Source organism: Robertmurraya dakarensis, assembly GCF_900156875.1.
Lineage (GTDB): Bacteria > Bacillota > Bacilli > Bacillales > Cytobacillaceae > Robertmurraya > Robertmurraya dakarensis.
Genome location: NZ_LT707408.1, coordinates 159779 through 180267, shown reverse-complemented (window position 1 = coordinate 180267; position 20489 = coordinate 159779). Strand labels below are relative to the sequence as shown.

Here is a 20489-nt window from a genome sequence, read left to right as displayed (position 1 = left end):
TCTCTACGCATTTCACCGCTACACGTGGAATTCCACTCTTCTCTTCTGCACTCAAGTCTCCCAGTTTCCAATGACCCTCCCCGGTTGAGCCGGGGGCTTTCACATCAGACTTAAGAGACCGCCTGCGCGCGCTTTACGCCCAATAATTCCGGACAACGCTTGCCACCTACGTATTACCGCGGCTGCTGGCACGTAGTTAGCCGTGGCTTTCTGGTTAGGTACCGTCAAGGTACCGGCAGTTACTCCGATACTTGTTCTTCCCTAACAACAGAGTTTTACGATCCGAAAACCTTCATCACTCACGCGGCGTTGCTCCGTCAGACTTTCGTCCATTGCGGAAGATTCCCTACTGCTGCCTCCCGTAGGAGTCTGGGCCGTGTCTCAGTCCCAGTGTGGCCGATCACCCTCTCAGGTCGGCTACGCATCGTCGCCTTGGTGAGCCGTTACCTCACCAACTAGCTAATGCGCCGCGGGCCCATCTGTAAGTGATAGCGTAAACCATCTTTCAGTTTCTCCTCATGAGAGGAGAAACATTATCCGGTATTAGCTCCGGTTTCCCGAAGTTATCCCAGTCTTACAGGCAGGTTGCCCACGTGTTACTCACCCGTCCGCCGCTAACTTTTAAAAGCAAGCTTTTAAAAGTCCGCTCGACTTGCATGTATTAGGCACGCCGCCAGCGTTCGTCCTGAGCCAGGATCAAACTCTCCAAAAAAGAGTAAGATTAGCTCTTAAATAAATCTAAAATTAAAACGTTGACGTTTCTGCTTTGTTTAGTTTTCAAAGAACTAATTGTTTATGGAGCGGGTGATGGGAATCGAACCCACGACAACAGCTTGGAAGGCTGTGGTTTTACCATTAAACTACACCCGCGAATTGTATTTTCAAATGAATGGTCGGGAAGACAGGATTCGAACCTGCGACCCCTTGGTCCCAAACCAAGTGCTCTACCAAGCTGAGCTACTTCCCGAAATACTATAATGGCGCGCCCGACAGGAGTCGAACCCATAACCTTCTGATCCGTAGTCAGACGCTCTATCCAATTGAGCTACGGGCGCATCTGTCAAGTGCATCTATTCATATATTGCATTTTGGTGCGGCCGAGAGGACTTGAACCTCCACGGGGTTGCCCCCACTAGGCCCTCAACCTAGCGCGTCTGCCATTCCGCCACGACCGCAATTTAAGCGATATAAGTAATTATAGTAGATATCAAGAAGTATTCAATGGTAAATAATGGTGCGGGTGAAGGGAGTCGAACCCCCACGCCTTGCGGCGCTAGATCCTAAGTCTAGTGCGTCTGCCAATTCCGCCACACCCGCATATAGGTTTTTGTCACCTTTAGATTGGTGAGCCATGAAGGACTCGAACCTTCGACCCTCTGATTAAAAGTCAGATGCTCTACCGACTGAGCTAATGGCTCAAACTCTTAAATAAAATAAAAATGGCTGGGCTAGCAGGATTCGAACCTACGAATGACGGAGTCAAAGTCCGTTGCCTTACCACTTGGCTATAGCCCAATAATTTAAATCATTCCCCAATTATTAAGGTTTAAAACGCATATTTTAAAATGGCGGTCCGGACGGGACTCGAACCCGCGACCTCCTGCGTGACAGGCAGGCATTCTAACCAACTGAACTACCGGACCATACTATTAAGAAATAAAATAAAAATCAAAGTGACCCGTACGGGATTCGAACCCGTGTTACCGCCGTGAAAGGGCGGTGTCTTAACCGCTTGACCAACGGGCCATAAAATATATGGCGGAGAAGGAGGGATTTGAACCCTCGCGCCGGTTGCCCGACCTACACCCTTAGCAGGGGCGCCTCTTCAGCCACTTGAGTACTTCCCCTAAATGGCTCCGCAGGTAGGATTCGAACCTACGACCGTTCGGTTAACAGCCGAATGCTCTACCACTGAGCTACTGCGGAATAGATATTATTAATCCTAAATTTTTATATCCTTGCCGAATGTCCTCATCTCAGAAAGCAAAATCAAGAAGCAGCTCGATGAGTACAACTCGCAGATAATTCATAGCAGTTATGCTCGTTGCTCTACCACTGAGCTACTGCGGAATAATTGTTATTTAAACATTTTTATTAATCTGTCTTATCGACTCTTCATATTATAATGACTTGTCCAGTTCTAGTCAAGGACCTTTTTGAATTTTTTTTGGCGGCTATTTTACTGCTCTCAGTCGCGGAATATAAAGATAACATCAACCCTAATAAGATGTCAACTGTTTTTCTTGACTAATTTACCTTGGCATTTTCCGCAAACATATTTAGTTACATTAATAGACCTTCTTCTCTTGTAGACTTGTTGGCAGCTTGAGCAAGTATAAATATGAATTTTCCCGGAAGTTTTTCTAACCGGTCGATTCGGCAGCGTATTACAGAAGCGCGGAGCATCTACTTCTTTTAAAAGTTTTTTAAATTCAGGATCACGATGCTTATAGCCTCTACCTTCTAAATGCAAATGGTAATGACAGAGTTCATGTTTAATGATGCCACGCAGTTCTTCCTCACCCAGTTGTTCTAAATATTTTTTGTTGATCTCAATATTATGTGTATCTAATAAATATCTCCCACCGGTTGTTTGCAGACGGTTATTAAAAAGTGCTTTATGACGGAATGGTTTTTTGAAGTATTGCACTGATAACGTTTCAACTAGCGCTTGTAATTGTTGATTATCCATCAAATTTACATTCCTTTCTAAATTTCAGGTAAACATGACAACCTATTATAGCATACATTGTATATACCATTTGAATATATAAGTGGAATTGGGGGTATATAAATGCCTACTTGGTTTCAAAATCAAATGCAAAAAGCATTTTTAGAGAAAAACCGCTACCAAATTAAGCTCCTTAATCAATGCTGGTTTTTTTACAGAAAGAAACACTGCTCCTAACATACACAAAAAAAGAAAATTTCCCTCAAACAAATACACGTTAGGAGGAATTCTCTTTAATAACTTTCTTTCCATTAGCTAGTAATACATTTCAATAAAACTACACATACCATTGATCGTCCTTCATAGATTTACTGAAGGACATTTTTCTTGTCCCTCAAGTAACACTTAAAGCTGCAAATACAAAAAAACGCACAAGAGATTGATCTCCAAATCTCTTGTGCATTCCAACGGGACGCTACTTTTCTTATTCCTGCGGTGATAGCATCGTTAACGCTACTCTGCCTTTTTTCACATCGACAGAGTCAACCCATACCGTCACAACATCTCCTACTGCTACTACGTCTAGTGGATGCTTAACGAAGCCTTTCTTTAGCTTGGAAATATGAACTAGCCCATCTTGTTTTACACCGATATCAACAAAGGCCCCAAAGTCTACTACATTTCGTACTGTTCCCTGAAGTTCCATCCCTGATTTCAGGTCCTCGAGCTTTAAAACGTCTTTTTTCAATAAAGGTTTTGGAAGCTCATCTCGAGGGTCCCTCTCAGGTCTCATTAACGCATCGATAATATCCTGCAGCGTCAATTCCCCAATTTCTAGTTGTTCAGCAGTCTCTTTCACATCTAGTTTTGTCAGTGCCGCTCTTAGTGGTTCTGTACCTAGATCACTTGTTGTAAACCCTAAATTACTTAGTAATTTTTTTACCTCAGAGTAATTTTCAGGGTGGATTCCAGTGCGATCAAGCGGCTCTGTCCCATCAATGACGCGTAGAAATCCGATCGCCTGTTCATAGGTTTTTGCCCCAAGACGCGGGATCTTTTTCAATTGATCTCTTTTAATAAACTTCCCTTCTTCTTCCCGCTTCTTAACGATATTGTTGGCTACAGCTTTAGAAAGACCGGCAACATATTGTAGCAAGGATGGTGAAGCAGTATTCACATTTACCCCAACCTGGTTAACGGTTGTTTCAACAACAAATGACAGAGACTCATTTAGTCTTTTTTGCGTAACATCATGCTGATATTGACCAACACCAACTGATTTAGGGTCAATTTTTACAAGCTCAGCTAGCGGATCTTGAAGCCTGCGTGCAATCGAGACAGCGCTCCTTTCTTCCACCTGAAATTCCGGGAATTCTTCTCTTGCAATGTCAGAAGCGGAATAAACACTTGCTCCTGCCTCATTGACAATTAAATAAAAGATTTCATCACTTTGTTCCTTAAGGATATCCGCTACAAATTGTTCTGTTTCCCTAGATGCCGTTCCATTCCCGATTGCTACCATCTCAACCTTGTAGTCTTTTAAAATCGCTTCAAATTTTTCCTTTGCATCTTGTGGTTTGGCTTTTGGCGGATGCGGGTAAATCACATCAATTTTCAAAACCTTCCCCGTCTCGTCTACAACAGCCAACTTACAGCCCGTCCGATAAGCAGGGTCAACACCTAGCACCACTTTTCCTTTTAACGGCGGCTGAAGCAAGAGATTTCGGAGGTTTTCTGAGAAGATATGAATCGCTTGCTCCTCCGCTTTTTCTGTTAACTCATTTCGGATTTCTCTTTCAATTGATGGTTGAATTAATCTTTTATAGCCGTCTTCTATCGCTTCAATTACAGCAGCTGCAGTGATAGAGTTCGGGTTTTTTACCCATTTTTTCTTTAAATAACGTACCATTGATTCAACATCTGGCTTAATAGCTGTTTTTAAAATATCTTCTTTTTCACCGCGATTTAAAGCGAGTATTCTGTGAGGGACAATTTTACTAACCGGTTCTGAGTATTCATAGTACATCTCATAAACATCTTTTTCGTCCTTATCTGCATCTTTTACAGCAGACTCCAATACACCCGTTCTAAACGTTTCTCTGCGGATCCACTTTCTGCCTTCAGCATCATCTGATACCCATTCTGCAATAATATCTTTTGCCCCGGCAATTGCTTCCTCTGTTGAGGCAACTTCTTTTTCCTCTGACAGGAATTCAGTAGCTTTGTCATCAAGAGATCCCGAGACAGGGAACGTCATCAGCCACTCAGCTAATGGTTCTAACCCTTTTTCCTTTGCTGCTGTTGCTTTCGTCCTTCTTTTTTGCTTGTATGGGCGATACAGATCCTCTATTTCCTGCAGTTTTAACGAAGCTTCAATCTTCTGTTTTAATTCGGGTGTTAATTTCCCCTGTTCCTCAATTAACCGAATAACCTCTAGTTTTCTATTCTCAAGCTGCTGTATGTAATTCCATCTTTCCATGATGCTGCGAATTTGAACTTCATCAAGCGCCCCCGTCTGCTCCTTGCGGTAACGGGCGATGAACGGTACTGTATTCCCATCATTTAATAAAGCAATGACGTTTTTTACTGATTTTAATGGCAATGTTTGTTCAGTAGAAATCAATTTTAGTATTTGATCTTGCTTCTCAAGTGTTTGCTCCAATAGAATATCCTCCAATAGTATGTAATGCTGCTTCCACCCTGAAACTAGCGGCCTTTACTATTTATCTTAACAAAAATCAAAACGGGTTTGCACATGAGTATCTCCTCATATTTTCTATAACCTGAAAAGAGCTGCCATATACCGACAACTCTTTCAGTCATTCTATCGTCCACTCCACACGGACAAAATATTACACTTTGTCCACGGACGGTACCTGGTACCTGTTTTTATTGGAGGTTACCGATGATGAAGGTGGCGTCGTCCGTTGTGTTTGGGTTTGTTCTTTTTATGTCTTCTGCGATTTGTTCTAATGGCCTTAAGGTACTTAGTATTGATTTAAGGCGCTGATAACGAAAGCCGTCTGAGTATACCAGAAATTTGGAATCTGTTTCGTATGAATAACGTTGAGTATGGAATTTTTGCGGTTTCCCTGACAAATATCCTGTTACAGGTAAAGGATAGGTAAGCTTTCCAGAAGAAGAATAGAGGAAAAAACGAATGTTTCCAACACAGCTGTATTCGAATTCTTGTATCCTATAAAAAACTTTAAAGATTGCCACAGCAGCGCCTCTTTTTAGCATTAAGGCGTTATTACAGCGGTTCATTAATACCTCCACGTCTTCATGATGGAATTGCTCAACAATGTTGACAACCGTAGCAGCAGAATCAAATGCATACTCTCCACTTCCAAGACCATCAGCTAATACACAAATAAAATAGTCGTCTGTTGTTGTAAAAAAATAACAGTCCCCGCACTGTAAATTTCCTTCCTTTGTTCTTTGATGGGCAATGACTTCAATCTTTTGAGCTTGGAAATGCTTCATAAATGACACTCCGTGTTAGTTTCATCAGCTTCTATTGCCTCTTTCAGTTTTTTGATTGCCCTTCGTTGTAAACGAGAGACATGCATCTGCGAGATTCCCAATTTTTCACCTGTCTCCTTTTGACTTAAATTATCTAAATAGGTGCACTGGATAATTTCTCTTTCTCGGTCTGATAATACATGGATAACCTTTTCCAAAACTAACTTTTGGTTCACTTTTTCAAAACCTTGATCGACACTCCCAACAATATCAAGGAGCGTAACCGTTCCCCCTTCCGAATCTGCATCTATCGAATGATCTACCGATAAAGCTTGGTAACTTTTCCCCATTTCCATCGCTTCAAGCACTTCTTCCTCCGTTACCTGAAGCGCTTCAGCTATTTCACATACCTTTGGGGACCGATGCAGAACCGTTGTCAATTCTTCAACTGTCTTATTGATCTTCGGACCTAACTCTTTTATTCTTCTAGGAACATGCACACTCCAAGTTTTATCCCTAAGAAATCTCTTAATCTCACCTATGATCGTTGGTACGGCAAAGGCTTCAAAGCTTTTGCCGACATTTGGATCATAACGGCGGATCGCCCCTAAGAGACCAATATGCCCCACTTGCACAATGTCTTCATGAAAGGATCTTCCCTTTGAATATTTTCTTGAAATATTCTCAACCAACATTTTATAGTGCAATACGATTTTTGCTTGAGCTTCTTCATCTTGATGCTGCTGGAAGGCTCTGATGTAGTCATGAATTTCTTGATTAGTCAGCCCATTAGGTTGAGATTGTCTCTGCATCAGTCTCCACCTTCTCTCCCTCCAGGTATTTGGTCATAAAGACCTTCACACCATCATTTTGATGAATTCTTACTTCATCCATCAATGTTTCGATTAAGTAGAGACCTAAGCCCCCCTCACGCATATATTCAACCGAGTCATTCTTGTTGTATGGTCCTATTTTTTGGCGTTCTTGCTTAAAATTAAAACTTTGTCCTTTGTCGGCTACAACAATCTCAAGCCGATCTCTATAAAGGGCAAATCCAACCACTACCTCGCCAGCCTCTTTTGCATGGTATGCATGCTGAACAGCATTTGTACAAGCTTCACTAACAGCAATTTTTAAATCTTCAATTTCATCGTAGGTAAATCCGATGCGATTGGCGATTCCTGAAAGCGTTAGTCTGATCACTCCTACAAACTCCGGCTTGGCAGGGATTTTCATTTCCACGTAATCAAATGGCTGGTTCATAGGCTCTCACCTTCCATCCGGCTATTAATATCCATAATCTCCGCTAACCCTGTGATTTCAAAAAGTCTCTTGATCCGACCAGATAAACCCACAAGCTGAAATTTTCCATTATTAGAACGTACACTCTTAAAGACACCGACAAATACTCCTAAACCAGTGCTGTCCATATATATAACGTCAGAAAGATTGACGATTATGTTCGCATTTTCCTTTTCTGCCAGCGGAAAGAGAATTTCCCGAAGCTTAGGGGCAGTATAAACATCGATCTCACCACGGACACTCACTTTAATCACACTGTTATGTTCAACGATCTCTATATCTATATTCATAACTGACCCACCTCTCCCCGTTTATCTTTTATTCCATACCCTTACTTGCAATGGATTAAACATCTCTCTTTAATATTATTAAGGTAAAATCATCACGAAGTTGAAAATTTTGTCTTCTTTCAAATTCTTTGAAGATATTTGTGACAATCTCCTGCGATGAAAGATCAGCATACTTTTTTATGTAGGTCATTAATACTTCTTTTTCAATAAAACCTTCATCTGTCCTGCATTCAGTAACACCGTCGGATAATAAAATAATCATATCTCCTTGATTTATCTGTTTCTCATACTGAATGTACTTCGTTTTTTTATCGATCCCAAGAAGCAGTCCCTTGGCATGAATCTCTTGAAACTCATCCTTTTTTCCATCATAAAAAAAACCTGGTTCGTGCCCTGCGGATGCATAGGAGAAAATATGGCGGTCGTGGTTATACATTCCGTAGAACATCGAAATAAACATGCTAGGGTCCACGTTCTGCTCAACAACCCGATTCAAGTTCTCTAATACAGAACTTGGCTCTGGACGATTCTCAAGCGGACTATCCATCGCATATTTGATCATAGACATGCAAAGGGCAGCTGGAATACCTTTGCCAATGACATCTGCTATTGCAATACTTATGCTATTATTTTCATCCTGAACAAAATGATAGTAATCCCCGTTCATATGTTTGGCAGGGACACTGATGGCCCCAATATCAAGACCATCAACAACAGGAACTTTTGTTTCTAGGAGGGTTTGTTGAACGTTGGCTGCGATCTCAATTTCCGACCTGAGCTCTCTTTTTTGATCACGAAGGCTTTGATTTTCACGATAGGCAACACCGTATGGCAAAATGACTTCTAATAAAATATCAAAGGAATGCACGACATACTTGGGCAGGTCAGGATACATATCTTCTAACAATTGCTTATGGAGGCTGATAATTTCTTCCGGGGTTACCTGGTTTTCAATGGACTTCCTGCTAAACTTTTGTCCTTGGTATAAAGCCGTTTCTGATTGGTCTTTTATATAATTCTTTAAAATCTCTTGGTACTTTAATTCCATCGTCTCACGGAAAGCCATTATATGCCCCTCCTATCTAATCCATTTCGATGCTTTAATTTCAGTCCCGCTTCCTAGGGATGAGTCAATTTCAAAATCATCCATTAACCGTTTAACTCCCGGCAGACCCGCACCAAGTCCCCCTGAGGTTGAATAGCCATCTTCCATTGCTAAACGTATATCCGGAATCCCTGGACCTTTGTCTACTGCAACAATCCGTAATCCCGCTTGACCATTTTTAATTATTTTTTCGATACAGACTTGTCCTTCACCAGCATAAATATAAATGTTCCTTGCCAATTCACTAATTGCTGTAGTAATTCTCGCTTGGTCGACAGTACCAAATCCGACCTCTTTCGCAACATTCCGGCCTAATTGCCGAGCCGCGACGATGTCCCATTCCGTTTGGATTAATACACAGGATTGGTTTTCCATTCACCTATTCCCCCAATTCCTGTTGTAATTTCTCCAAACCTTTTTCCAAATCTAATGCAGTGTAGACATCATTAAGACTGATCCCAAGTTCGATCAGTGTTATGGCTACGGCAGGTTGGATCCCAGTAATCATAACTTTTGCTCCCATTAATTTTGACATGCTGATGACATCACCGAGAACTTTAGCTATAAAAGAATCAATGAAATCAATAGAAGTAAGATCAATAACAACACCACTAGCATTTGTTTCATGTATCTTATGCAGTAAATCTTCTTGGAATTGCAGAGCTGTCTGGTCATCCAATTCCCACTGAATCGAAACTAATAAACAATTGTATAACTTTAAGATCGGTATCCTCATTCAGTCTCCTCCACGGTGATGATTTTCTTTTTCATGATTTCAAGTGCCGCTTCCATTCCTTTTTTCAGCGTGTTTTTCGTTGTGAATTGATTTAAGTTGATTCCTAGATTTACAATCGTTTGAGCTATTTCAGGACGGATCCCTACAAGCATGCACTTTGCCCCAACCAAACGCACTGCATCTGCTGCTTGTATAATATGATGCGCGACCATCGTGTCCACTACCGGTACTCCTGTAATGTCTATTAAAACTACTTCCGATCTATTCTTCACAACGCCATTCAATAAATTTTCCATAATTTGCTTCGCTCTTTCCGTATCGATCGCACCAATTAAAGGCATAACAGATACACCATCGAATACAGGAATTAGCGGTGCCGATAATTCTTGAAGAGCAATTTTTTGAAGAGAGACTGTACGTTCCCATGTTGTCGAATAAATATTCACAATCTCAGTGGTCATTGGAATAATCCAGTGATCTAGACTATAAAAAGCATCGAGATGATTCTCCTCTGTGATGATGTTATCAGCTTTCATTCCTTCAAATACAATTCTTGAAAAAACATGAATGCCTTCGGTTACAAAACTAAGCGGCCAAGCTAGTTTCACTATTTTTTCAGCAAATTCATGCAGTCTCTCATTGTATTTTTCATTAGAATCTTTCAAGTTCGAAATAATCAAATCCATAAACTCTCTACTTGTGCTAATAAAGACTTGATCCGAGACTACTTTGAGAACTCTCTCATCGGACTTGCCCTTCATCTTCTCTATCCACTTTTTTAAAATTTCTTCCCTTTGTGTTTGTATGTAGTTATCTATAGTCTTGTTCATTTCTTCCTCCCGGTCTTTCTATTATTTTTACTGTGTAAAATAAGTATAATTTTATGATAACAATTGTATGCTATTAATTAAACTAAATATTCTTAACCTGCAGATTATTCTCCCCCTATCTAACCTTAAATGACAAGAGGACGCAAGCGCCTTCAGAACTAGCAAATACGTTTTGATCATTGTATTCTTTTTCATTAAACAACCTCCCTTAATCGGGATCCCTGAAGTTTTTACTCTTTTCATTTATATATTCTGAGAACACAAAAAAAAGACAAGTTTTTCAACTCGCCCTCGCAGAACACATTTTTTGTTATGTAAGAAGGAGAAAAAAAATTCTCCTTTTTTTATCAGAACTAATATTTTAAAGATAATTGCTTACACTTATATAACAAGTTCTGATGTGATAAAAAAACGCCCTTTTTACAAGAGCGTGCTTAGTTAAAATTCAATAAGACCTAAGCTTATTTGTAAAGCTTCATCCACTTTTTCCATCATTTCGTCATCGAGATGGGTAATCTTATCGGTTAAGCGCTGTTTATCAATTGTACGAATTTGTTCCAACAAAATAACTGAATCTCTCTCGAAACCATATCGCTTCGCATCAATTTCAACATGAGTAGGCAGCTTTGCTTTTTGGATCTGTGCGGTAATTGCTGCAATAATAACTGTGGGACTAAACCGATTCCCGATGTCGTTTTGGATGACAAGAACTGGACGCACACCACCTTGTTCTGAGCCAACAACTGGGGATAGGTCTGCAAAATAAACGTCACCACGTTTGACAATCAAAGGATTATCCCCCGCTAACTAAACGTTCGACTGTGTGTTCTGCCTCATATTCTGCTTGAAAGCTTTCCGAAGCAATCGTTAGATTAATTTTCGCCATCTCCATATAGCCTCTTCTCATGGATTCGCGAATTTGTCTCTTTTTACGTTCACGTAAATACATTTTTGTTGCCTGATAAATGAAATCATTTCTGTTAACATTCTCTTGTTTTACGTAACCATCTAATTCGGTTAAAAGATGTTGCGGTAATTTCACCATAATTTCTGTTGTTGCGCTGGACTCAGACACAAACATACACCTCCACCATCACTACACACCATTTTTTATAACGTTTAACGAATTGTAACACCGATTATTCTAACGTGTAATTGCGCAGTTTTTTCTGCATTTATATCTCTACCATCTTTTATAATACCATCAAACGATCATCATGCAAAGTCTATTCGTGAATTCTTCTGTATTATCAGCCAAAAAAATACTCTTTTATTCATAACAGCTATATATTTTTTCCCACGAGCATTGACATAACAATCGTTTAAGCTTGCCCATCATGTTGGAGAATTGAATTAATAACCATTATTTCATTTCCAGATTCCAAATATACCCTTGGTACTCTGTTCGAGATCATGCAGGGAATTTCATAATTTATAGTTTCAAGGCGATCCGCTATTTCATCAATAGGTATATATTCCTTGCCATCTCCTCCTATCAACGTGACAATTGTGCCAACTTCTTTTCTACATGGGAGTTTTATCATACATTGATCCATGCATATTCTCCCCACAATCGGCACCCTTATACCATCCAATAACACTTCTTGTCCCTGGAGTCTGCGGATCCACCCGTCAGCATATCCAATCGGAAGAGTACCAATCCATTCTTCCCCTTTCGCTTCATAAGTTCCACCATAGCTGATTCTATCGCCTGCTGAGACTTTTTTAACGTGAATAAGTTTCGTTCTTAACGAAAATGCCTCCCGTAAGGTAAAAGGGAGTTCTTCTTTCATCTCCTGCGAAGGGGTTAAACCGTACATCGATATTCCAAATCGAATAGCATTAAAAGAAGCTGGGAGCCGTTTTAAGGAGGCTGCACTGTTGCTGGCATGTACCATTCTTGGCTTATTACTTAACGCAGAAAGCATTTCCTCGAAACGGTGCAGCTGTTCATTAAAATAACTTAAGTCCCCCTCATCGGCTGTCGCAAAATGAGTGAAGACTCCGTCTAGAATCATTTTATCATCTTGATTGATCAAATTCTCAAGCTTTCTTAGCTCACCAATATCACGGACACCAATTCTCCCCATTCCTGTATCCAGTTTTATATGAACACGTATCGAGGTATTATCCTTTATGAAGCCTTTAGCTGTGTGTATCCACTCTTCATGGAAAATGGTTAAGATAAGATCATTTTTAACAGCTAGGTTTACATCTTCAGGGCGTGTTGCTCCTAAAACAAGTATGGGAGCCGTGATCCCTTTTTTTCTTAGGTTTATCGCTTCATCCATAAATGCAACAGCTAAAGACGAGGCACCAGATTCAAGTGCTTTAAGCGCTACTTGAACATCTCCATGTCCATAACCATTCGCTTTTACAACTGCCATCATTTCAACATCTTTCTCCAGAAGACGCTTCATGTTGCCAACATTTTCCGCTATGCAGTCTAAATCAACTTCTGCCCATGTATCTCGATAATAGCCTTTTTGATGATGATTCACTCTGTCCACTTCCTAATCAAAACATTGATTTATATTTCGATTATCAGTTTGTTATGAAGTGATGTCAAACCCTTTTAAACAACGGAAGAAAAAAACCCTTCCAAAAGAAGGGCATTGTTCCAGTCTTCTATTTCACCATATCCCCTTGGACCTCAACAGAACGGGCTAACATCATCATTTCTTCTTCTGTTAGGTCATTGGATGCAAGTGTATAATCGACTCCTTGATAAGTCCAAGTCAACATATTGGATTCTTGAGCACCTATTGTAAATCCTAGGTCTGCCGGCTCACCGTTAACAGTTGTTGCTGCAACTGTAACTGGTGCGACCTGCGCTTTTTCTTGAATTAATGTGAAGGATTTTTCACCATCATAAGTTAAAATCACACGTTTCCCATCTTCTGTTTCAAGAGACTTTTCTTCAATTAACTCTACATCTGGAATTTCAGCACTTGGGTACTTAACTGTGAATTCTTCATCACCTAAGTCCGCCATTACAGGTACCTCTAATTGAACTCTCGTCATATTTTTCGCCATATCAAAATCTTTCTTATCTAGCGCCGCATTAAACTCCGCATCTGAAAATTCTACGGTAACCAAAGCTTTTCTATCTGGATCCATTACTTTAACACTTGCAGGTGTTAAATCCTTTTTATTTAAAGTAATTTCTTGAATCGGCAGCATTTTATTATTTTGATAGCGGGTTTTCGTTTCGAACACATACTGATCTTTTGTAGCCGAGAACTTCGCTTCCTTATCCTCGATAATGTCTTGAATCAGCGACTCATATAAATAGGCCTGGCTGCTGTTTTCTGGCCAATCACTCTGGAAACGGAAACTCTTATTAAGCGCCGGAGTCAAAACAAATACCCCTTCATCATTGCGAAGGATCATTTGACTTTGATCCTTTTGAGCATTTTTCAGGTTAACTCGATAGTAGCTTGGCTCCAAATGCCAAATCTCTACATCATACGTCTGTGGGTCAGTTCCCATCTGTAACGTCATTTTCGCATTCACCTTATAGCTCTTTAAATCCTCAACCTTTCCGGTCAAATCTTTCACGACATCTTCCTGCGATTTCGATCCACAAGCTGCCAACACGAACATAACCATCAGCCCGGCGAGAAGCAGTAACAATCTTTTCCTCATTTCTTCAACCCCTTTAGTCTCATTTCATCGGAGAGAAAGGCAGGAATTAGACATTGGCTTATGATTACTTTACGAGAGCAAAGTATCTCGCGGATCCAATGTTCCCGCCGCCTAGCCTTGTCTCCTCTTTCGCACTATGAATATATGAGACAACCTAAAGGAATATGACCAAGCTCATGACATGCTGTTAATTTTTTTCGATCACTTTTTCGATCACTTTTTCGATCACAACCTGCGCAACGGCATAGTCGGCACTATGCGATATCGATAAATGAACACCTTCCTTAAAAGGGCTCCAAATAGAAGGCTTTCCGTTTTTATCTGCTGCAATTTCAATATCTAAAAAAGAAACTTCTTCCCCGATGCCAGTTCCATATGCTTTAGAAAAAGCCTCTTTCGCTGCATATCTTCCTGCTAAAAACTCAATCTTTCTTTTATCCGAGAGCTCATTGTATATTTCTTTTTCTTTAGATGTTAAGATCCTATCAACAAAACGCTTCTGCCGTTCGGCGATGTTCTTAATTCTTTTAAGCTCTACTATATCAATGCCAATACCAGATATCATCCAACATCTTCCTTCTAATTTTTTCTCATATTGCATAAACAATATAGACAAGTTTGTTATTAAATCATATGTAATGCTTTCATCTACTTTTAGAGGTATGATGAAATTAAGTATAGTTACATTAGTTTGCGTAATCAGTGCATCAAAAAAGGAGGATAAACATTGTTCGTAAGGACGGAAAGCTTTAAAGACTTTATTCGCTTTTACCCTGTCATTACCATAATTATTGCAATTCATATAATACTCTACTTAATAACCGTTCTGCCATTTTTCCCAGGTTCCTTTATTTTCGAAAAACTGATGGGAGTAAATTTATATATTGCTCAAGGTGAATACTGGCGCTTAGTTACTCCGATATTTCTACACAGCGGTTTTCCGCATATGTTATTTAACAGCTTTTCGCTTGTACTATTTGGGCCATCATTGGAACGCTTGCTTGGAAAAACAAGATTTATTGCCCTTTATATAGCAACTGGTATCATAGCAAATCTGGCAACACTTCTTCTTAAGCCAATGACCTATACGCATGTCGGTTCAAGCGGAGCCATATTTGGGTTATTCGGCATTTATATTGCCATGATTTTATTCAGGAGAGACTTAATGTCACGGGCAAATACCCAACTAATTTTGACCATCGCTGTGATTAGTTTAATCATGACCTTCCTTCAGCCTAACATCAATATAACCGCTCATCTTTTCGGGTTTATATCCGGTATCATCCTAGGCAGCGTCGGAATTGGAAGGGGAAGAGAATTAGCCCATACGGTTAAATCAATCTCAAATCGCACAAGAGAGCGTACATCATTCACACCCAAGTCACTCATTTTGATAGGAATCATCATATTGGCACTAATCGGCCTGTTAAGCAGATAAAAAGTTCGTTGAAGAAATGACACCAGAGATGTTTTTTACATCTCTGGTTTTTCTATTGCGGGCGATTCTTCAACGGCAGGAACAGACTTTGAATACCAGCTGTAGATTTTGATGACATCAGCCTTCTCCAAATCCACAACTTCTCCGCCTGTACCACCTAACCCAGATTTAACGGTTGCCTCAATGGTCGATAAATTCTTTTTCCGTTGAAAATAACTTTCTTTCATATCGATGGATTGGATCTTATTTTTACTCATAAAAACTGTATGCTTAACAATTGAACGATAAGTTAAAATAAGTTGACTGCCATCAACTCTCCAGCCAGCATCCCTGTAAACCAAATAGGACCAGAATGCAGAAAGAGGAAGAAGCAATAAAAACAGTAATCCCCAAATCTTTAATAGGAAAAGCATCGCAATAATTACTGGAACAACCATCATCCAGCCCCTGATACAATAGCGAATGAAGGCCCTTTTAGGAGCTGGTTCAACCTCACCAGAAATGAACCCTTCAAGATGGCTTTGCAAAATATCATGTATCTTATTCTTCTTAATGAAAGGAAGTATTGTTACTCTTGCACTCTCATCCTTATTCCCTGAACCTCCTGCACTTTCAATATAAACACTTGCATAGCGCAGCGGCTGCCGGATAAGATTTTCAGTTATTCTCACTGCCTGAACTCTTTTTAAGGGAATCGTAGTCTGCCGCTTCTCCAGCAAACCTCTTGAGATAATGAAATCATCATCAACTCTTTTTAGAGTAAAATTAGCATATTTTAACATTGTGCTAATCACGGCAATCACCCATGCAAGGAAGAAACCAATAAATACAAGCAACGATATAAAAAGGATCCCGCCAGAGACATAAAAGGACTCGATATTCTTAAATAATTTTTCATATGGAATAAGCTCATCAAATTGAGAGATAAACGCAATGACCGCGGATAGAACGACACCAACCCCACCTGAAGTGGAAGCGAGCATTAAAAGCTCTTTGCCTGAGATCTTATATAATATTTCTTCGTGTTTTGGGGGAATTTCTTCGTTTTCAAAATGCCCAGCATGGATGTTTTTTACATCCTGCAAAATGTTATTAATCGCTATTGCTTCTTCCTTTAGAACCGCCGTTAGCACAGCTTCAGCTTCTCCTCCGGACCCAGCAGTTTCCACTCTTACCTTCACAAGACCAAAAGGCCTGTGTAGGATGCCTTCAGATAAGTCTAAGCTTTGAATTCTCTCAAGAGGTATGTACCGTTTTTTCCGAACAATAATTCCATATTCTATGCGAAGTTCATTTTCTTCAATGCGATATGTATAACGAAACCATGAAATCACACCATACGCCAGTACTAATATAATTGAAGCAATACCTGCAAACAGAATGATATTACCGCCAATGGACCCTCTACTCCCAAACACAACAAAGGCGACTAACGGAATAATCATTTCTTTAAGCTGTTTCAATGCATTTAGGACCGCTGAAATAGGATGCAGCTTCTTCGGTTCAGACATCCTCATCCGCCACCCTCGCCAGCCTGGAAATGAATACTCTTAGCTCCTCTGCTTCTTCCAGTTGCAGCGCCGGAATTTCATGAATAGTTGCTGCAGTAGAAACCGTTACTGTTGCAAGTTCGTATTTTCTTAAAATCGGCCCCTGCTGCGTATCTACATGCTGGACACGGATCATAGGTACCAATGTCCTTTTTACAATGAATACTCCGTGCTGAAGTTCAATCTCCTGTTCCCTTACTTCATAACGCCAGCGCTTCCACCTCATTAACGGAAATAGATAAATAAACAGAAATCCATATATCAGCAGAAAAACCAGGATTGCCCCGATGATCCAAACAGGCCATTTAAAAATGATAGAAAGTGCTATAAATCCTCCTGCAATTAAAAACACAATCAAAAAATTAATACAACCTGAAATCCTCCAAACCGTAAGCGCCCGTTCAGAAATTCTTTTCTCAGGCAAAAAGATCATTTTTCTCCCCCCAAAGCGCCAGTCAGCTAGTTCTTATTCTCTTTATACGTTTATGCAATATATATGGTTTCAGAAATCCTTCTTATAAAAAAGGACATTTTAAATTTCAAAGGTAGACTGATCAATAAAATTAATCCCTTCTCTTTCTTTTAAAGCCTTTGAAAGCATAAACAGTGCATCATCCTTCTTTTTTGCTTCTATCATACAGTGAATTTCCGGCACAGATCCTTTGATTTTATTTAGAAATTCAAGAAACATGTCAGGGTCGATATAATCAGCATGCGCCCGAAAATCTTTTTCTGACTTTGGACTAGATATATGCATTTTTATTGGGAGCTTCGAATAATGCCAAGTGGATACAACCCTTTCCCAATTAGTTGTCCAGTCTTCATATTGATAGTTAACCAGGTGATGGTGATAATCAAAGACAAGCGGAATCCCCAGTTTTTCACATAAATATAATGTATCATCCAGAGAAAATGTTTTATCGTCATTTTCAAGCATAATCATTCTTTGGATAGAATTTGGAATGTGTCCCCAATTATGGATAAACTGTTCTAGAGCCTTCTCCTTGTCATCATACGCCCCGCCCACATGTAAAACACAACGGTGTTCCTGATCAACTTCCATCCCCTTCAGTAACGCTTCATGCATAGCAAGTGTTTTGATCGACATATTTAATGTGTCAGTATCCTTTGTGTTTAAAAGCACAAAATGGTCAGGATGAAAATCGACTCTCATAGGATGCTCTTTTAAGTATTCAGCAATCTTTTTTAAGTTCTCCTTTAGCGGCCGCATGTATTTCCAATCTGACAGCTCTTCGTGGTTTGCTAAAGGAATAAGCTTGGAGCTAAAACGAAAAAAATGGATATCGTTAGCAGCGTTATGTATCAATAGTCTTAGACAATTTTCTAGATTCGAATTAGCGATCCTCTCGAGCTTCCTTATTGCCGCTTCCCGATCTTTCAGACCAGAAAATTGCCGGAATGTCATCGTTTGTGATGGAGAGCAATTTTGGAGATGAACACTCATTGCTACATAACCTAATTTTACAATTGTCATGATGTATCTCCCCCCTAGAATATCCATCTTAGTATGCGCGAAAAACCTTTCACATAACGCAATCCTGATATTTTAGGTAAAAAAGAAGCCGCGATTTTAAAAAAGAGAGCACAGAAATCTGTGCTCTCGAATGCTTAACGGTAACTATTTGATCTTGATTTACTATTATTATTGTTCCGCTTGTTCCCTTGACCTTGGCCTTGCCCTTGTCTTGGCTTGTAAGGACCTTTTTTACGGTCTCTAGAATCAAACTTCCCTCTGCGGTCACCTGATCCATGTGGACGTCTATCACGTTTGGATGGCAAAGGTTTTTCTTCTGTCAGTTTTACTGGAGTGGTATCCGGTTCTTTTGTCAGCATCTTTAACACCGCTGCCACAACAGTAGTCGCATCTTGCTGTTCTAACAGCTCTTCAGCAGCTTGTTTGTAAAACTGAAGATTATTCGATTCGATTGACTGAAGAATCTTTTCTAAAACTGCCTTCTGTTGACCTTCTAATGCTTCGTCTAGAGTAGGCGGCTTCATTTTCTCCATTTTACTCTTCGTTGTTCTTTCAACAACGGATAGGTACGATTTCTCACGAGGCGTGATGAAAGTAATCGCCATACCTTCTTTACCGGCACGTCCTGTACGTCCAATACGGTGTACATAGCTCTCAGGATCCTGTGGAATGTCAAAGTTATAGACATGCGTCACTCCAGAAATATCAAGCCCACGTGCAGCTACATCTGTTGCTACAAGAACATCGATAGATCCTTCTTTAAACTTCCTCAATACAGAAAGTCGCTTTGCCTGACTTAAATCCCCATGGATCCCTTCGGCCATATAACCTCTTAAGTTTAAAGCTTCCGATAGTTCATCTACCCTTCTCTTCGTACGGCCAAATACAATCGCTAATTCAGGCGTTTGAATATCAAGAAGTCTTGTTAAAACATCAAACTTGCTCTTCTCTTGGACCTCAACATAATACTGTTCAATCAAAGGAACCGTCATTTCCTTCGTTTTAACACGTACGATTTGCGGGTCCTTCATAAACTTTTCAGCCATTCTTTGAATAGGTCCAGGCATTGTCGCTGAGAACAACAATGTTTGACGTTCAGTTGGAGTCTGAGCAAGAATGGATTCAATATCATCAATGAATCCCATGTTCAGCATTTCATCCGCTTCATCAAGTACAACCGTATGAATATTCTCTAAACGTATTGTTTTACGGTTAATATGGTCTAAAATCCGTCCAGGTGTTCCTACAATAATATGCGGGTGGTTCTTTAGTGCTCTAATTTGACGGTTAATATCCTGACCGCCATAAATCGCAAGCACTCTTGCTCTTTTTCCATACCCAATCTTATAAAGCTCTTCTGATACTTGAACAGCGAGCTCACGAGTTGGCGCAATGACAATTCCTTGAATCAAGTTTGATTCGATATCAATTTTATCAATTAAAGGAATTCCAAATGCGGCCGTTTTTCCGGTTCCAGTTTGAGCCTGACCAATTAAATCTTTGTTTTCTAAGCTAAGAGGAATCGTTTCTGCTTGTACAGGAGTAGCCTCCTCAAAACCCATTCTTTTTAAAGATCTCATCGTCGCAGGGCTAATCCCCAAATCTTGAAACTTTGTCGTCAATGTTTTCATTCTCCTTCTTCTTTAGAAAACTGCAAGCGCCCTTTTGAACAAACAGCTGCTTGTTCAAGCAAATATTATTTCCTCATACCTAATTAAGTACTAGAGGGAATATACTAAAAACGCTGACAGAGGCAATCCTTTCACGTCTTAGATTTGATTGAAAGAAAAGACGAGGTACTTGCCAAGGAATGATAAAAATAAAAGATATCCTAAGAAGGACCTTATTTTAACGTTTCTTAGGTCATTAGTTCATTCAATCGTCTTAGGGTCTTATTCATATGACCCCAAATAGAGCTCCCAGGCGCTCCTCAAAAGATCTATCGTAATCATGCAATCT

At 40.0% G+C, this 20489-nt stretch carries 21 protein-coding genes, 11 tRNA genes and 1 rRNA gene (1 of these 33 cut by a window edge); 2 read left to right on the top strand and 31 right to left on the bottom strand.

What is annotated here, in order from left to right; all coding sequences use genetic code 11:
• From CZ487_RS01915 to CZ487_RS01855, 13 genes are all read right to left on the bottom strand, one after another.
• A 16S ribosomal RNA gene (locus tag CZ487_RS01915) occupies window positions 1–712 on the bottom strand; it reaches 838 nt to the left of the window's first position.
• An 84-nt stretch (window positions 713–796) separates the two neighbouring features.
• Window positions 797–870: transfer RNA gene (locus CZ487_RS01910), tRNA-Gly, on the bottom strand.
• Between the two features lie 20 nt (window positions 871–890).
• Window positions 891–967 (bottom strand) — tRNA-Pro (locus tag CZ487_RS01905).
• A gap of 11 nt (window positions 968–978) precedes the next feature.
• A tRNA-Arg gene (locus CZ487_RS01900) sits at window positions 979–1055 on the bottom strand.
• A 34-nt stretch (window positions 1056–1089) separates the two neighbouring features.
• Window positions 1090–1175: transfer RNA gene (locus tag CZ487_RS01895), tRNA-Leu, on the bottom strand.
• 57 nt (window positions 1176–1232) lie between these two features.
• Window positions 1233–1317: transfer RNA gene (locus tag CZ487_RS01890), tRNA-Leu, on the bottom strand.
• Between the two features lie 25 nt (window positions 1318–1342).
• Window positions 1343–1418: transfer RNA gene (locus CZ487_RS01885), tRNA-Lys, on the bottom strand.
• A gap of 22 nt (window positions 1419–1440) precedes the next feature.
• Window positions 1441–1515, bottom strand: a tRNA-Gln gene (locus CZ487_RS01880).
• 51 nt (window positions 1516–1566) lie between these two features.
• Window positions 1567–1643: transfer RNA gene (locus CZ487_RS01875), tRNA-Asp, on the bottom strand.
• A gap of 31 nt (window positions 1644–1674) precedes the next feature.
• Window positions 1675–1746, bottom strand: a tRNA-Glu gene (locus CZ487_RS01870).
• Window positions 1747–1756: 10 nt separating this feature from the next.
• Window positions 1757–1847 (bottom strand) — tRNA-Ser (locus CZ487_RS01865).
• A gap of 4 nt (window positions 1848–1851) precedes the next feature.
• A tRNA-Asn gene (locus CZ487_RS01860) sits at window positions 1852–1926 on the bottom strand.
• A 304-nt stretch (window positions 1927–2230) separates the two neighbouring features.
• A complete protein-coding gene (locus CZ487_RS01855) occupies window positions 2231–2692 on the bottom strand; it encodes a SprT family protein (protein WP_077210601.1) in 462 nt (153 codons plus the stop codon).
• A gap of 102 nt (window positions 2693–2794) precedes the next feature.
• On the opposite strand from CZ487_RS01855, the gene cmpA reads away from it, so the two are divergent.
• Window positions 2795–2908, top strand: coding sequence for a cortex morphogenetic protein CmpA (cmpA, locus tag CZ487_RS26270; protein WP_139339513.1), 114 nt, complete (start codon window positions 2795–2797; stop codon window positions 2906–2908).
• A 247-nt stretch (window positions 2909–3155) separates the two neighbouring features.
• Here cmpA and CZ487_RS01850 read toward each other — a convergent pair whose 3' ends face one another.
• The 14 genes from CZ487_RS01850 to acpS form a co-directional block, all read right to left on the bottom strand.
• Window positions 3156–5333 carry a Tex family protein gene (locus CZ487_RS01850; RefSeq protein WP_077210600.1) on the bottom strand — a complete coding sequence of 726 codons (2178 nt, stop codon included), beginning with the start codon at window positions 5331–5333 and terminating at the stop codon, window positions 3156–3158.
• A 227-nt stretch (window positions 5334–5560) separates the two neighbouring features.
• Window positions 5561–6157: a PP2C family serine/threonine-protein phosphatase gene (locus CZ487_RS01845; RefSeq protein ID WP_077210599.1), complete on the bottom strand. Its 597-nt coding sequence runs from the start codon at window positions 6155–6157 to the stop codon at window positions 5561–5563.
• Window positions 6154–6948 (bottom strand): RNA polymerase sigma factor SigB, encoded by a 795-nt coding sequence (gene sigB, locus CZ487_RS01840; protein WP_077210598.1) that lies wholly within the window; start codon window positions 6946–6948, stop codon window positions 6154–6156. The genes CZ487_RS01845 and sigB overlap by 4 nt, the downstream gene beginning before the upstream one ends.
• Window positions 6926–7399, bottom strand: coding sequence for an anti-sigma B factor RsbW (gene rsbW / locus CZ487_RS01835; RefSeq protein ID WP_077210597.1), 474 nt, complete (start codon window positions 7397–7399; stop codon window positions 6926–6928). Before rsbW ends, sigB begins: the two co-directional genes overlap by 23 nt.
• Window positions 7396–7728 (bottom strand): anti-sigma factor antagonist, encoded by a 333-nt coding sequence (locus CZ487_RS01830; protein ID WP_077210596.1) that lies wholly within the window; start codon window positions 7726–7728, stop codon window positions 7396–7398. The genes rsbW and CZ487_RS01830 overlap by 4 nt, the downstream gene beginning before the upstream one ends.
• Window positions 7729–7783: 55 nt before the next feature.
• On the bottom strand, window positions 7784–8794 hold the full coding sequence (locus CZ487_RS01825) for a PP2C family protein-serine/threonine phosphatase (protein ID WP_077210595.1): 1011 nt from the start codon (window positions 8792–8794) through the stop codon (window positions 7784–7786).
• Between the two features lie 12 nt (window positions 8795–8806).
• Window positions 8807–9208, bottom strand: coding sequence for an anti-sigma regulatory factor (locus CZ487_RS01820; RefSeq protein WP_077210594.1), 402 nt, complete (start codon window positions 9206–9208; stop codon window positions 8807–8809).
• Window positions 9209–9212: 4 nt separating this feature from the next.
• A complete protein-coding gene (locus CZ487_RS01815; RefSeq protein ID WP_077210593.1) occupies window positions 9213–9569 on the bottom strand; it encodes an STAS domain-containing protein in 357 nt (118 codons plus the stop codon).
• Window positions 9566–10399 (bottom strand): RsbT co-antagonist protein RsbRA, encoded by an 834-nt coding sequence (locus tag CZ487_RS01810; RefSeq protein WP_077210592.1) that lies wholly within the window; start codon window positions 10397–10399, stop codon window positions 9566–9568. The genes CZ487_RS01815 and CZ487_RS01810 overlap by 4 nt, the downstream gene beginning before the upstream one ends.
• Before the next feature lie 438 nt (window positions 10400–10837).
• On the bottom strand, window positions 10838–11188 hold the full coding sequence (gene ndoA, locus CZ487_RS01805) for a type II toxin-antitoxin system endoribonuclease NdoA (protein WP_019156408.1): 351 nt from the start codon (window positions 11186–11188) through the stop codon (window positions 10838–10840).
• 4 nt (window positions 11189–11192) lie between these two features.
• Window positions 11193–11474, bottom strand: coding sequence for a CopG family ribbon-helix-helix protein (locus CZ487_RS01800; protein WP_077211822.1), 282 nt, complete (start codon window positions 11472–11474; stop codon window positions 11193–11195).
• Between the two features lie 247 nt (window positions 11475–11721).
• Window positions 11722–12900, bottom strand: a complete 1179-nt coding sequence (alr, locus tag CZ487_RS01795) for an alanine racemase (RefSeq protein WP_077210591.1) — start codon at window positions 12898–12900, stop codon at window positions 11722–11724.
• A gap of 127 nt (window positions 12901–13027) precedes the next feature.
• A complete protein-coding gene (locus tag CZ487_RS01790; protein WP_077210590.1) occupies window positions 13028–14047 on the bottom strand; it encodes a LolA family protein in 1020 nt (339 codons plus the stop codon).
• 187 nt (window positions 14048–14234) lie between these two features.
• Window positions 14235–14612, bottom strand: a complete 378-nt coding sequence (gene acpS, locus CZ487_RS01785; RefSeq protein ID WP_077210589.1) for a holo-ACP synthase — start codon at window positions 14610–14612, stop codon at window positions 14235–14237.
• A 162-nt stretch (window positions 14613–14774) separates the two neighbouring features.
• On the opposite strand from acpS, the gene CZ487_RS01780 reads away from it, so the two are divergent.
• Window positions 14775–15485, top strand: coding sequence for a rhomboid family intramembrane serine protease (locus tag CZ487_RS01780; RefSeq protein ID WP_077210588.1), 711 nt, complete (start codon window positions 14775–14777; stop codon window positions 15483–15485).
• Between the two features lie 35 nt (window positions 15486–15520).
• Here CZ487_RS01780 and CZ487_RS01775 read toward each other — a convergent pair whose 3' ends face one another.
• The 4 genes from CZ487_RS01775 to cshA all read right to left on the bottom strand — a co-directional run bounded on the left by CZ487_RS01775 (window position 15521) and on the right by cshA (window position 20110).
• Entirely contained in the window at window positions 15521–16996 is a 1476-nt protein-coding gene (locus CZ487_RS01775; RefSeq protein WP_077210587.1) for a PH domain-containing protein, read from the bottom strand.
• Window positions 16989–17468, bottom strand: a complete 480-nt coding sequence (locus tag CZ487_RS01770) for a PH domain-containing protein (protein WP_077210586.1) — start codon at window positions 17466–17468, stop codon at window positions 16989–16991. The genes CZ487_RS01775 and CZ487_RS01770 overlap by 8 nt, the downstream gene beginning before the upstream one ends.
• Window positions 17469–17567: 99 nt before the next feature.
• Complete coding sequence (uvsE, locus tag CZ487_RS01765; RefSeq protein ID WP_077210585.1) at window positions 17568–18530, bottom strand: UV DNA damage repair endonuclease UvsE; 963 nt, start codon at window positions 18528–18530, stop codon at window positions 17568–17570.
• 134 nt (window positions 18531–18664) lie between these two features.
• On the bottom strand, window positions 18665–20110 hold the full coding sequence (gene cshA, locus CZ487_RS01760; RefSeq protein WP_474091043.1) for a degradosome RNA helicase CshA: 1446 nt from the start codon (window positions 20108–20110) through the stop codon (window positions 18665–18667).
• Window positions 20111–20489: the final 379 nt, after the last annotated feature.

Bases quoted from the DNA above. Each gene is read 5' to 3' on its own strand.
- CZ487_RS01770 (WP_077210586.1), bottom strand. From the start codon at position 17,468: ATGATCTTTTTGCCTGAGAAAAGAATTTCTGAACGGGCGCTTACGGTT.
- CZ487_RS01830 (WP_077210596.1), bottom strand. From the start codon at position 7,728: ATGAATATAGATATAGAGATCGTTGAACATAACAGTGTGATTAAAGTG.
- CZ487_RS01855 (WP_077210601.1), bottom strand. From the start codon at position 2,692: ATGGATAATCAACAATTACAAGCGCTAGTTGAAACGTTATCAGTGCAA.
- CZ487_RS01825 (WP_077210595.1), bottom strand. From the start codon at position 8,794: ATGGCTTTCCGTGAGACGATGGAATTAAAGTACCAAGAGATTTTAAAG.
- CZ487_RS01815 (WP_077210593.1), bottom strand. From the start codon at position 9,569: ATGAGGATACCGATCTTAAAGTTATACAATTGTTTATTAGTTTCGATT.
- cmpA (WP_139339513.1), top strand. From the start codon at position 2,795: ATGCCTACTTGGTTTCAAAATCAAATGCAAAAAGCATTTTTAGAGAAA.
- sigB (WP_077210598.1), bottom strand. From the start codon at position 6,948: ATGCAGAGACAATCTCAACCTAATGGGCTGACTAATCAAGAAATTCAT.
- acpS (WP_077210589.1), bottom strand. From the start codon at position 14,612: ATGATATCTGGTATTGGCATTGATATAGTAGAGCTTAAAAGAATTAAG.
- cshA (WP_474091043.1), bottom strand. From the start codon at position 20,110: ATGAGATCTTTAAAAAGAATGGGTTTTGAGGAGGCTACTCCTGTACAA.
- CZ487_RS01775 (WP_077210587.1), bottom strand. From the start codon at position 16,996: ATGTCTGAACCGAAGAAGCTGCATCCTATTTCAGCGGTCCTAAATGCA.
- CZ487_RS01810 (WP_077210592.1), bottom strand. From the start codon at position 10,399: ATGAACAAGACTATAGATAACTACATACAAACACAAAGGGAAGAAATT.
- rsbW (WP_077210597.1), bottom strand. From the start codon at position 7,399: ATGAACCAGCCATTTGATTACGTGGAAATGAAAATCCCTGCCAAGCCG.
- CZ487_RS01845 (WP_077210599.1), bottom strand. From the start codon at position 6,157: ATGAAGCATTTCCAAGCTCAAAAGATTGAAGTCATTGCCCATCAAAGA.
- uvsE (WP_077210585.1), bottom strand. From the start codon at position 18,530: ATGACAATTGTAAAATTAGGTTATGTAGCAATGAGTGTTCATCTCCAA.
- CZ487_RS01790 (WP_077210590.1), bottom strand. From the start codon at position 14,047: ATGAGGAAAAGATTGTTACTGCTTCTCGCCGGGCTGATGGTTATGTTC.
- CZ487_RS01820 (WP_077210594.1), bottom strand. From the start codon at position 9,208: ATGGAAAACCAATCCTGTGTATTAATCCAAACGGAATGGGACATCGTC.